Source organism: Acidiphilium iwatense (assembly GCF_021556475.1).
Taxonomy (GTDB): Bacteria; Pseudomonadota; Alphaproteobacteria; order Acetobacterales; family Acetobacteraceae; genus Acidiphilium; species Acidiphilium iwatense.
Genome location: NZ_JAKGBZ010000014.1, coordinates 20,908 through 32,143 on the forward strand (window position 1 = coordinate 20,908; position 11,236 = coordinate 32,143).

12 protein-coding genes are annotated in these 11,236 nt (G+C 64.6%); 7 read left to right on the forward strand and 5 right to left on the reverse strand.

The genetic code is table 11. The features are described from left to right. Positions 1 to 8: 8 nt before the first annotated feature. The 3 genes from L2A60_RS08985 to L2A60_RS08995 are packed head-to-tail and all read left to right on the forward strand — an operon-like array spanning position 9 to position 2,226. A complete protein-coding gene (locus tag L2A60_RS08985; RefSeq protein WP_235704042.1) occupies positions 9 to 1,208 on the forward strand; it encodes a pyridoxal phosphate-dependent aminotransferase in 1,200 nt (399 codons plus the stop codon). Continuing rightward, a complete protein-coding gene (locus L2A60_RS08990; RefSeq protein WP_235704043.1) occupies positions 1,205 to 1,747 on the forward strand; it encodes a GNAT family N-acetyltransferase in 543 nt (180 codons plus the stop codon). The genes L2A60_RS08985 and L2A60_RS08990 overlap by 4 nt, the downstream gene beginning before the upstream one ends. After that, positions 1,744 to 2,226 carry a nuclear transport factor 2 family protein gene (locus tag L2A60_RS08995; RefSeq protein WP_235704044.1) on the forward strand — a complete coding sequence of 161 codons (483 nt, stop codon included), beginning with the start codon at positions 1,744 to 1,746 and terminating at the stop codon, positions 2,224 to 2,226. Before L2A60_RS08990 ends, L2A60_RS08995 begins: the two co-directional genes overlap by 4 nt. On the opposite strand, the gene L2A60_RS09000 is transcribed toward L2A60_RS08995, so the two are convergent. Together L2A60_RS09000 and L2A60_RS09005 are read right to left on the reverse strand one after the other, a co-directional pair. Then, entirely contained in the window at positions 2,215 to 2,949 is a 735-nt protein-coding gene (locus L2A60_RS09000; protein ID WP_235704045.1) for an LrgB family protein, read from the reverse strand. The two genes, L2A60_RS08995 and L2A60_RS09000, sit on opposite strands and share 12 nt — an antisense overlap. Continuing rightward, complete coding sequence (locus L2A60_RS09005) at positions 2,949 to 3,290, reverse strand: CidA/LrgA family protein (RefSeq protein ID WP_235704046.1); 342 nt, start codon at positions 3,288 to 3,290, stop codon at positions 2,949 to 2,951. The genes L2A60_RS09000 and L2A60_RS09005 overlap by 1 nt, the downstream gene beginning before the upstream one ends. Before the next feature lie 55 nt (positions 3,291 to 3,345). Between L2A60_RS09005 and L2A60_RS09010 the strand changes: the two genes are divergently transcribed. Further along, positions 3,346 to 4,203, forward strand: a complete 858-nt coding sequence (locus L2A60_RS09010; RefSeq protein ID WP_235704047.1) for a PaaX family transcriptional regulator — start codon at positions 3,346 to 3,348, stop codon at positions 4,201 to 4,203. On the opposite strand, the gene L2A60_RS09015 is transcribed toward L2A60_RS09010, so the two are convergent. Further along, a complete protein-coding gene (locus L2A60_RS09015) occupies positions 4,177 to 4,815 on the reverse strand; it encodes a TetR/AcrR family transcriptional regulator (protein WP_235704048.1) in 639 nt (212 codons plus the stop codon). The two genes, L2A60_RS09010 and L2A60_RS09015, sit on opposite strands and share 27 nt — an antisense overlap. Positions 4,816 to 4,906: 91 nt before the next feature. Further along, on the reverse strand, positions 4,907 to 5,050 hold the full coding sequence (locus L2A60_RS09020; RefSeq protein WP_235704049.1) for a hypothetical protein: 144 nt from the start codon (positions 5,048 to 5,050) through the stop codon (positions 4,907 to 4,909). A 38-nt stretch (positions 5,051 to 5,088) separates the two neighbouring features. Here L2A60_RS09020 and L2A60_RS09025 point away from each other — a divergent pair, with 38 nt between their 5' ends. Genes L2A60_RS09025 through L2A60_RS09035 form a run of 3 tightly spaced genes read left to right on the forward strand, consistent with a single transcriptional unit; the run spans position 5,089 to position 10,924 of the window. Next, positions 5,089 to 6,630 carry an efflux transporter outer membrane subunit gene (locus L2A60_RS09025; RefSeq protein WP_235704050.1) on the forward strand — a complete coding sequence of 514 codons (1,542 nt, stop codon included), beginning with the start codon at positions 5,089 to 5,091 and terminating at the stop codon, positions 6,628 to 6,630. After that, complete coding sequence (locus L2A60_RS09030) at positions 6,627 to 7,868, forward strand: efflux RND transporter periplasmic adaptor subunit (protein WP_235704051.1); 1,242 nt, start codon at positions 6,627 to 6,629, stop codon at positions 7,866 to 7,868. The genes L2A60_RS09025 and L2A60_RS09030 overlap by 4 nt, the downstream gene beginning before the upstream one ends. A gap of 8 nt (positions 7,869 to 7,876) precedes the next feature. Further along, entirely contained in the window at positions 7,877 to 10,924 is a 3,048-nt protein-coding gene (locus tag L2A60_RS09035) for an efflux RND transporter permease subunit (protein ID WP_235704052.1), read from the forward strand. A gap of 28 nt (positions 10,925 to 10,952) precedes the next feature. On the opposite strand, the gene L2A60_RS09040 is transcribed toward L2A60_RS09035, so the two are convergent. Further along, entirely contained in the window at positions 10,953 to 11,162 is a 210-nt protein-coding gene (locus tag L2A60_RS09040; RefSeq protein ID WP_235704053.1) for a heavy-metal-associated domain-containing protein, read from the reverse strand. Positions 11,163 to 11,236: the final 74 nt, after the last annotated feature.

Consider the following 11,236-nt stretch of genomic DNA (forward strand, 5'->3'; position numbering starts at 1 on the left):
GCTCGCGCATGACCCGCTTCACCGCCCGTATCGCCCGCACCAAGCCCGCCGCCACATTCGCCATGGCCGCCCGTGCCCGCGCCCTGCGTGCCGCCGGGCGGGACGTGATCTCGCTGTCGATCGGCGAGCCGGATCTGCCGACACCGCCGCATGTGATCGAGGCGGCGTATCGCGCGTCGCTGGACGGCCAGACCCGCTATCCGCCGATCGCCGGCACCGAGACCCTGCGCGAGGCGGTCGCCCGCAAATTCACCCGCGACCAGAAGCTGCCGGTCGGGCCGAAAAACGTGCTGATCACCAATGGCGGCAAGCAGGCGATTTTCGACGCGGTGATGGCGGTGGTCGAGCCGGACGACGAGGTGGTGATCCCCGCGCCGTGCTGGGCCGGCTATATCCAGGTGGTCGAATTCGCCGGCGGCGCGCCGGTGTTCGTGCCCTGCCCCGTCGCGTCCGGCTTCCGACTCGACGCGACGGCGCTGGAAGCGGTGATCACGCCGCGCACCAAACTGTTGCTGCTGAATTATCCAAACAATCCTTCCGGTGCGGTGGCCGATGCGGCGATGCTGGACGCCATCGCCGGCGTGCTGCGGCGGCATCCCGATATCGTGGTGATTTCCGACGATATCTACGAGCATCTGATCTTCGACGGCGATTACCGCACCCTCGCCGCCGCGGTACCCGACCTCGCGGACCGGGTGCTGACCATGAGCGGGGTGTCAAAATCCTACGCGATGACCGGCTGGCGGCTCGGCTTCTGCACCGGGCCGGCCGACTGGCTGGCCGCGATGACACTGGTGCAGGGCACCGCGACGGCCGGGGTTTCGACGATCAGCCAGGCCGCCGCCGTGGCGGCGCTCGACGGGAATCAGGATCTGCTGGCCGAGCGGCGCGACATTTATCGGCGCCGGCGCGATCTGGTGCTGGCGGCGCTGAGCGGGACACCCGGCCTCGACTGCCCGAAACCCGAAGGCGCGTTCTATGCGTTTCCCTCGATCGCCGGCCTGATCGGCCGGACCACGCCCACCGGCCGGCATCTCGCGACCGACGACGATGTCGCCGAGGCGCTGCTGGAAGAAGCCCTGGTCGCGACCGTGCCCGGCTCCGCCTTCGCGATGCCGGGCCATATCCGCCTGTCCACCGCCGCCGCCGACGCGGCGCTCGCCGAGGCCTGCGCGCGGATCGTAAAATTCTGCAGAGCCATTCGATGAACGCCCCGGCATTCCTTATCGAGCGGCTGACCGCGCCGGGCATCGCCGGCCGGCGGGAGGCTTTGGCGAATTTGTTGATCGCCTGCGTGGCGGATGGTGGCTCGCTCGGGTATCGCGCGCCGCTCGCACTGGCTCGCGCCCGCACCGTTTTCGACGAGCTTGCCGACGTGGAACGGAATGGACAGGCCCTGGTTTTCACCGCATCCGTCGAAGGCGAGATCGCCGGCTGTGTCGCGATCTTCGCGGAAAAGCGTGAGACGGAGCCGCATATCGCCGAACTCGGCAAGCTGATGGTGCATTCAAGGTTTCGTCGTCATGGTATCGGTGGCGCTTTGGTCGCCGCCGCCGAACGCGCCGCTTTCGAATGGGGCAAAACGCGGCTCTATCTGTTCACATCCGATGACGGCATAGCGCCGGCGTTCTACGATCGGGCAGATTACCAACGCGCCGGACGTATCCCGGAAGGCGGCGGCCTGCCCGATGGAACATTGGTCGATGCCTTGATCTTCACCAAGAAACTTGCAGGACACGCCGTATGACCGAAACACGACCGCCCGTCCCGCCCTTCGATCGCGAAGCGGCGCTGAAAAAAGTCCGCGCCGCGGAGGATGCCTGGAACAGCCGCGACCCGGTTCGCGTCGCCGGCGCCTATACCAAGGACAGCGCCTGGCGCAACCGGTGCGAATTCTTCACCGGTCGCGCGGCGATCGTCGAGTTCCTCGCCCGCAAATGGGCGCGCGAGCTGGATTATCGTTTGATCAAGAGCCTTTGGGCGTTCCACGAAAACCGTATCGCCGTGCGCTTTCAGTATGAATATCACGACGACAGCGGTACCTGGTTCCGCGCCTATGGCAACGAGCAATGGGAGTTCGACGCGAACGGACTGATGCGGCGGCGCGAGGCGAGCATCAACGACAAGCCGATCCGCGAGGCGGAGCGGCGGTTCCGCTGGCCGGCAGGGCCGCGTCCCGCCGATCATCCGGGGATCGAGGATATCGGCTTCGGCTCAGAACCCTAGAAATCTCACCAACAGAGGTGCGAGGATCGCGGTGATCAGCCCGTTGAGCCCGATCGCCAGCGCGCCGAACGCGCCCGCTGTTTCGCTCTCCAGCAGCAGCCGCGCGGTGGCCAGCCCATGCGCGCCGGTGCCGCCGGCAAGACCCTGAGCGCGACGATCTCCGATCCGAAGCAGCCGGAAAAACGGCAGACAGACCAGCCCGCCGAACACGCCGGTCAGCAGCACGAAAATCGCGGTCAGCGACGGAATCCCGCCCAGATCCTGGGAAATTCCCATCGCGATCGGTGTGGTCACGGATTTCGGCGCCATCGAGATCACCACCGCGCGCGGCGCGCCGAGCCAATGGGTGATGACCATGGCGGACACCGAGGCGGTGACCGATCCGGCGATCAGAGCGACCAGAATCGGCAGCAGGTTGCGCCGCATCGTCACGAAATTCGCATACATCGGCACCGCGAGCGCGACCGTGGCCGGACCGAGCAGGAACTGGACATACTGCCCGCCACGGAAATAGGCGCGATACGAGGTGCCGGTGATCAGCAGCAGCACCGCCAGCACCGCGATCGAAACCATGATCGGGTTGGACCACGCCGCATGGCCGGTGCGCCGGTCGAGCGAGGTCGCCCCCTGCCAGACCAGCAGCGTCGCGACCAGGCCGAGCTGCGGGCCGCTCTGCAGATAGACCCAGACATGATAGAGATCGCCTCCGGCGAACGCGTGCATCAGCGATCCCCGCGCGCCAGAAGTTGCATCACCGTGCCGGTGACGCCAAGCGCCAGCAAGGTGGACACCGGGATCGCGACGGCGATCGCCAGTGCGTCGGTGCGCAGCACGTGCAGCTCGTTGACGATGCCGACGCCGGCCGGAACGAAGAGCAACCCGAGCTGTTTCAGCAACCCCTGCGCGGTGTCGTGCACCGGCGGCGGCGGCCCGCCGCGCCGGATCAGCAGCCCGAGAAGCAGGACCAGCCCCAGCACCGGGCCCGGAATCGGCCAGCCCGCCGCATGGGCGACGATGGTGCCAATCAACTGGCAGACGAGCAGCAGGGACAGGGCTCCGATCATCTTCGGTCTCCGATGGCGGCTGGCGTGGGGCGATGGATTGCGCTGTTATCGGCGCATGAACGCTCATGTCGCCGCCATCCTCGCCCGATTGCAAGAGCAGCCCTCACATACCGGCTCGCTGATCGTCACTCTGTTCGGCGATGCCATCCTGCCGCGCGGCGGCGCGGTCGCTCTGTCGACCATCATCGAACTGTGCGCGGCGATCGGGATCGGCTCAGGTGTGGTGCGCACGGCGGTGTCGCGCCTCGCCGCCGATGGCTGGCTGGTCGCGACAAGACAGAGCCGCGCCAGTTTCTACCGGATCGGCCCCGCGCGCAGCGGCGAATTCATCCGGGCGGCACGGCATATTTTCGGCCCGGCGCGCCGACAGGGTGTTCACCGGCTTACCATCGTTCTGTCCGAGCCGGGCGAAGCGCGCGAGGCTGCGCGCGACCGCCTCGCGAAGCTCGGCTTCGTCGCATGGCAGGGCGTCATGCTCGCACCCGAACGGCCGCTTCCGCCGTCACTCGCGGCAGGCGTGACCGCGTTGACCGCGACCGCCACGCCCGAGGCTCTGCAACGTCTCGCCGCCAAGGCCTGGCGGCTCGAGGTGCTCGGCGAACGCTACCAATCGTTCATCGAAGCGTTCGAATCTCTCGCCCGGCAGACGAGGCGATTGGATGCGCGCGACGCACTGATCGCGCGCACGCTGCTGATTCACGACTATCGCCGCATCATTTTGCGCGATCCGCGCCTGCCCGGCGCATTCCTGCCGGAACAATGGCAAGGCCATGCGGCGCGCGGACTCTGCGGCGCGCTCTATGCTGACCTGCTCGCCCCGGCGGAGAACTGGCTCGATCGCAACGCGCGCACCGAGACCGGCGATCTCCCGCCGCCCGATCCCAGCCTATGGAAGCGTTTCGCGAATGGCTGAGCGGCCGCAACCTCCGGCGTGACGCGGCAAGGTTCCGCGCAGAAACAGGCAGATCGCGCGCCGGATTCGCGCTTCGAGCTCAACCCTGCTTGGCGTCTTGCCGATGCCGAGCAGCATCTGCATATGGATTTTACCGATCGCCATTCCGTAGAGCATCTGGGCCGCCTCTTCCGGGTCGCGGACATCGAGCGTGCCGGCCGCCGCACAACCGGCAAGAAAGCCCTGAAGAACATCCTTGCATGGCTTGGCGCTCTCGCGGTCGAGCAGGCGCGACAGGGTCCTGCCGTGGATGTATTCAGCCATGATCAGCCTGAGCAGCGAAACCGTCGACGGACTCAGCACGTGATGCGCCCAGCGGGCCAGCACATCGAACAGCACATCCTCGGGCGTCCGCCCTTCGGTATGGATCGAGAAGTCGAAGGGTTCGTTGTGCCGCGCGAGAAGCGCCGTGAAGAGCTCTTCCTTCGACTGCACGAGCTGATAGAGCGTGCGCTTCGACATCCCGGCGGCACCGGCGACATCGTCCATCGTCGCCGCATGGTAGCCATGCCTGAGAAAAACCCGCTCGGCAGCCTTGATCAAGACGCAGCGCCGCAGCTCGGCGTCGTTCATGCCCTCGCGGGAATTTCGACGCGACGCCGCCGGCTTGCATCGCAACCGGCCTGAAAGAACAATCGAATCAGAATCAGCCATATCCGAACAATCATATGCCAAAAATGAGATCGCAGAGAACCTGCCGGATTTCAAGAAGAAATCGCCTCTTGACGCGGATCACGAAAACTCGATAGTTTCCACCCGGCACATGAGGAGGCTTCAGCGCGCTGCTGCCGGCAGCATCGATCAGCATGCCGGGGTTCGTAGGCGCGAAAAGTATCAAGCGAGATGATGATCCATAACACGTCACGGCTGCTCCGGCCTTTCCGGCCGGTGGGGCTTGCCTGCGCCGCCTTGCTGAGCGGCTGTGCGGTCGGTCCCAACTATCATCCCCCCAAGGCGCCGCAGGTCTCCTCCTATACGGAGCAGCGCCTGCCCGCACGCACGGTATCCGCCCCCGGCGTCGGCGGTGCTTCGCAAACCCTGGTGCTCGGGAAAAAGATCGGCGGCGAATGGTGGTCTCTGTTCCACTCGCCTTCGCTCGACTTATTGATCAAGACGGCGCTTGCCAACAACCCGAGCCTGCTCGCGGCGCAGAACGCGCTGCTCGCGGCGCAGGATACGGTGCGCGCGCAGGAAGGCTCGTTCTTCCCGTCGCTCAGCGGCAGTTTCAATGCAACGCGGGAGCGCAGCCCGTTCGGGGTTTCGGGCAGTGGCGGGGCGGGAGCGGCCGGCGCGGCATCGTCGGGGGCTTCGCCGTTTTCCTTGCTGAATGCGAGCGTTTCGGTCTCCTATGCGCCGGATATTTTCGGCGGCGTGCGCCGGCAGGTCGAAAACCTGCGCGCTCAGGCCCAGAATCAGCGTTTCGCGCTGGAAGCGACCTATCTCGCGCTGACCGCGAATATCGTCACCGCCGCGGTGACCGATGCGTCGCTGAAGGCGCAGATCGAGGCGACCGATCAAATCATCGCCGCCGAGGAACGCGAATTGCGCATCTTGCGCCGTCAGGTGGCACTGGGCGGAATTCCGGCGGCGAATGCGCTGACCCAGGAAGCCCAGCTCGCCCAGACCCGCGCGACGCTGCCGCCGCTGCAAAGCCAGCTCGCCCAGGAGCGCAACCAGCTCGCCGCCTATGAAGGCGTGATGCCGGACCAGTTCCACCTGCCCGATCTCGATCTTGCCGACATCGTTTTGCCGCGGCACCTGCCGGTCAGCTTACCCTCCGACCTGGTCCGCCAGCGGCCGGATATCCGCGAAGCAGCGGCGACGCTGCATGAAGAAACCGCCCTGGTAGGGGTGGCGACCGCGAACATGCTGCCGCAGATCACGCTGTCGGCCGGGGTCGGGCACGAAGCGCTGTCGGCGGCGGCGCTGTTCACGCCGCAAACGCTCTTGTGGAACCTCGCGGCGGGGGTGACCCAGCCGCTTTTCGAAGGCGGCACGCTGCTTTATAAGCGTCGCGCGGCAATCGCGACGATGCGGGAAGCGGCGGCGAATTATCAGAACACCGTGGTACTGGCGTTCCAGAACGTGTCTGACACGCTGCTCGCCTTGCAATACGATGCGTCGACCCTCGCCGCCGACACCACGGCGGAAGCCTCGGCCAAGGCCAGCCTCGCGGTCATCGAACGTCAGTACCGCCTCGGCGGCGTTCCCTACACCGCGGTTCTGACCGCCGAGCAAACCTATCAGACCGCCGTGATCGCCCGGATCAAGGCGAGTGCGCAGCGCTACGCCGACACCGCCGCCCTGTTCCAGGCGCTCGGCGGCGGCTGGTGGAATCGCCAGGATATCGCGCACGATGTACGAACCTGCTGTGGAGTTTTGCCATGACGGCACAAGCGATGAATGACCCCGGCAACGGCGCCGGTCCCGACCGGATCAAGGTGAAGCGCCCCTCGACGGTGAGGCGAATGGTCGTCATGCTGATTCTCGTCGGCATCGTGCTGTTCCTGATCTTCGGCTTCGGCGCGTTCCGTACCATCATGATCGGCAAGTTCCTCGCCACGCTGAAGAACCCGCCGCAGACGGTCGCGACCATGGTGGCGGCGAAAACCTCGTTCCAGCCCGAAATGAAAGCGACCGGCAGCCTGATCGCCGAGCAGGGGGCCAATCTGTCCGCCGAGGTGAGCGGCATCGTCGACACGATCCGGTTCCGCTCCGGCCAGGACGTCAAGCAAGGCCAGGTGCTCCTCACGCTGCGGCCGAACAACGACAAGGCCCTGCTCGCCCAGTTGCAGGCGACGGCGGCGCTCGATCGCACCACCTATCAGCGCGATCTCGCTCAGTTCCACGCGCAGGCGGTGAGCATGCAGACCGTCGATATCGACCGGACCAACCTTGCCAGTGCCGAAGCGCAGGTGAAAAGCCAGTTGGCACTGATGGCGGAAAAACATGTCCGCGCGCCGTTCTCGGGACGCATCGGTATCCGTCAGGTCGATCTCGGGCAATATCTCGCCGCCGGAACCACCATCGCCTCGCTGCAGGAACTCAACCCGATCGATATCGATTTCTACCTGCCGCAATCCACCCTGCGGACAATTCGCCTTGGAATGCCGGTAAAGGTGACCGTCAACGCCTTCGGTGGCACCGGCTTTCCCGGCAAGATCATCGCGATCGATTCGGCGGTGAGCACGACGACGCGGATGATCCAGGTGCGCGCGAGCCTGACCAATCCGCATGAAGAGCTGCGGCCGGGCATGTTCGCCCGTGTCGCGATCGATGTCGGTGCGCCGGAGGAACTCGTCACCCTGCCGCAGACCGCGATCGCCTATAATCCTTATGGCGACACGGTGTTTCTGGCGGTTCCCGACAAGGGCAGCGCCGCCGACCCGGTCAAGCCCGGCGCCCAGGCCAAAAGTGGCAAGGCCCAGCCCTCGCTTCACGCACAGCAGGTTTTCGTGACCCTCGGGCAGACGCGCGGCGATCAGGTCGCGATCACCAAGGGCATCGCGGCCGGCGATCAGGTCGTCGTCGCCGGCCAGGTGAAATTGCGCAACGGCACGCCGGTCACGATCAACAACAAGACCCTGCCTCCGAACAATCCTGCCCCGACCGTTCCGAACCACTGAACCGCACCATGAAGAATTTCACCTCCCTGTTCATCAGGCGGCCGGTTCTGGCGATCGTCGTCAGCGCGGTCATCCTCGTGCTCGGATTGAAGGCCGTCGGCGCGCTGCCGGTTCTCGAATATCCGAAGACCGAGAACGCGACCATCACCATCACCACGACCTATCCGGGCGCCGATCCGAACACCATGGCCGGGTTCGTCACCACGCCGATCGAGCACGCCGTCGCCCAGGTCAACGGCATCGACTACATGACCTCGGCGAGCCAGGCCAGCACCAGCACGATCACCATCTATCTCGTGCTGAACTACAACCCGGACCAGGCGCTCACCGAAATTCAGGCACAAGTCCAGTCGGTGCTGAACCAGTTGCCGAGCGGCACCCAGCAGCCACAGCTCAAGCTGCAGGTCGGCCAGCAGCTCGATGCGATGTATATCGGTTTCAAGAGCAAGGTGCTGTCGCCCAACCAGATCACCGACTATCTGACCAGGGTGGTGCAGCCGCAACTGCAATCGGTGCAGGGCGTGCAGACCGCGGAAATTCTCGGCGCGCAGAACTTCGCGATGCGCGTCTGGATGGATCCGGCCAAGCTCGCCGCCTACGGACTGTCCGCGAGCGATGTCTATAACGCGCTCGCCGGCAACGACTTCATCAGCGCGCTCGGCAATTCCAAAGGCACGATGACGCAGACCTCGCTGACCGCCTCGACCAGCCTGCACAGCGCAGCCGCGTTCCGCAACCTGATTATCAAACAGTCGAATGGCGCGATCGTCCGCCTCGGCGACGTCGCGCATGTGACACTCGGCTCGGATACCTATGATGCCGAGGTCGCGTTCGACGGCAAGCCTGGCGTCTATATCGGCATCCAGGTTGCACCGGGGGCGAATCTGATCTCGGTCGTTCACGGCGTGGAGCAGCGGTTTCCGCAGATCCAGGCGCAATTGCCCTCCGGCCTGGACGGCTCGATCGTCTATAATTCGGCAAGCTTCGTGAATGCGTCGATCCATGACGTGATCGCGGCGCTAATCGAGGCCCTGCTCATCGTCGTCGTCGTCGTCTTCGCGTTTCTCGGCACGCCGCGCTCGGTGATCATTCCGGTGGTCGCGATTCCGCTATCGCTGATCGGCACCTTCGCGGCAATGCTGATGCTCGGCTTCACCATCAACCTGCTCACGCTGCTGGCCCTGGTACTCGCGATCGGGCTGGTGGTGGACGACGCCATCATCATCGTCGAAAACGTCAACCGGCATCTCGACAATGGCGAACCACGCATGCAGGCAGCGATGGCGGCGGCAGCCGAACTCGCCAACCCGATCATCGCGATGACGGTGGTGCTTGCCGCCGTCTATGTGCCGATCGGCTTCCAGGGCGGCCTCACCGGGGCGCTGTTCACCGAATTCGCCTTCACCCTGGTCTCGGCGGTGACGATTTCGGCGATCATCGCATTGACGTTGTCGCCGATGCTGTCCTCGCGGATGCTGCGCCATATTTCGCGCGAAGACCGATCCTGGGAAGGCAGGCTGGTGCATTTCATCGACCGGCGGTTCGACGAGGTTCACCGGCTCTATATGCGATTGCTGCGCGGCAGCCTTGCGACCATCCCGGTGACGCTGACTTTCGGTGCAATCATTCTGGCGAGTATCTACTTTCTCGCCTCGGGTGCGAAAAGCGAACTGGCGCCACAGGAAGATCAAGGCGTCGTCATCCTGTCCTCCACCTCCGCCCCGAACGCGACCCTGGCGCAGAAAGTGGTCTGGGGCCAGGAAGTCAACCAGATAATGATGAGCCACAAATCGGTGGCGCACACATTCCAGTTCGAAACCCCCACTTTGTCGATCGGTGGCGCGGTGCTCAAGCCATGGGACCAGCGCGCGAAATCCGCCACGGTGTTGCAGACGGCGATCCAGAATCAGGTGGCCTCTGGAATCTCCGGCCAGCAGGTGGTCGCGTTCCAGCCGCCATCGCTGCCCGGTTCGCAGGGCATGCCCGTGCAGTTCGTGCTGAAGACCACCAATTCGTTCGGTGTGCTGAACGGGGTCGCGCAGAAAGTCCTGGCCGCCGCATTGAAATCGGGAAAATTCATCTTCCTGCAGAGCGACCTCAAAATCGACCAGCCGCAATCAACGGTGGCGATCGACCGTGCAAAGGCCGCCAATCTCGGCCTGACCATGAGCCAGGTGGGCGCCGCCCTGTCGCAGGCGCTCGGCGGACTCTATGTGAATTACTTCAGCCTCGACGATCGTTCCTATAAGGTCATTCCCCAGGTTTCGCAGATCAACCGGCTGAACGTCGTGCAATTGCTCGACTATCCGATCACCTCGATCAACGGCGTGCCGATTCCTCTCGGCTCCGTCGCCAAGATCACCAACCAGGTGATCCCGGAATCGGTCAATCACTTTCAGCAGTTGAACTCGGCGACGATCGAAGGTGTCGCGGCACCGGGCGTGTCGACGGGCGAAGCGGTCAAGGTGCTCGACGCCATCGCGAAGCAAACTCTCCCCTCGGGCTACGAAATCGATTACGGCGGCCCGATGCGCCAGTTCATCCAGGAGCGCAGCGGGTTTCTCGCAACCTTCGGCTTCGCGGTAATCGTGATCTTCCTCGCTCTCGCGGCACTGTTCAACTCGTTCCGCGATCCGCTGATCATCCTGGTCTCGGTACCGATGTCGATCGCCGGCGCCTTGATCTTCATCTATCTCGGCTTCGGGCTGAGCCTGAACATCTATACCGAGGTCGGCCTGGTCACCCTGATGGGCTTGATCAGCAAACACGGCATCCTGATCGTCGAGGTGGCAAACGAGGCGCAGTTGGCCGGCATGACCAAGCGGCAGGCGATCGAACACGCGGTGGGCATCCGGCTGCGCCCGATCCTGATGACCACGGCAGCGATGGTGCTGGGCGTGGCGCCGCTGATCATCGCGACCGGGGCCGGCGCCGCCGCGCGCTACAATATGGGCATGGTGATCGCAAGCGGCCTCGCGATCGGCACGCTGTTCACCTTGTTCGTGCTGCCGGCGGTGTATCTCGTGGTCGCCCAGCAGCACCAGGCCACCGAGTAGATCGCGATCGGTACATGCCGATCACGATCTACTCATATTTTGGCGATCGACCGACGGTAAATCCCGCCGCCTCGATCGCGGCGCGTAGCATCTGCGGCGTCGCGGTCGAGGCGATGGCGACTTCGCGTCCCGCGAGATCGGCAGCGACATCGGCTTTCGCATCGATCTTCTGTACCGCCTTCGTAATGGACGCGACGCAGGCATTGCATTCCATATCCGGGACTTTGAAACGTGTCATGGCACACTCCTGATGGTGATTCCGGTTATGCCTGAACCATAAGGCTTCCCATTATCGGAAGGTCAAGCTTGACC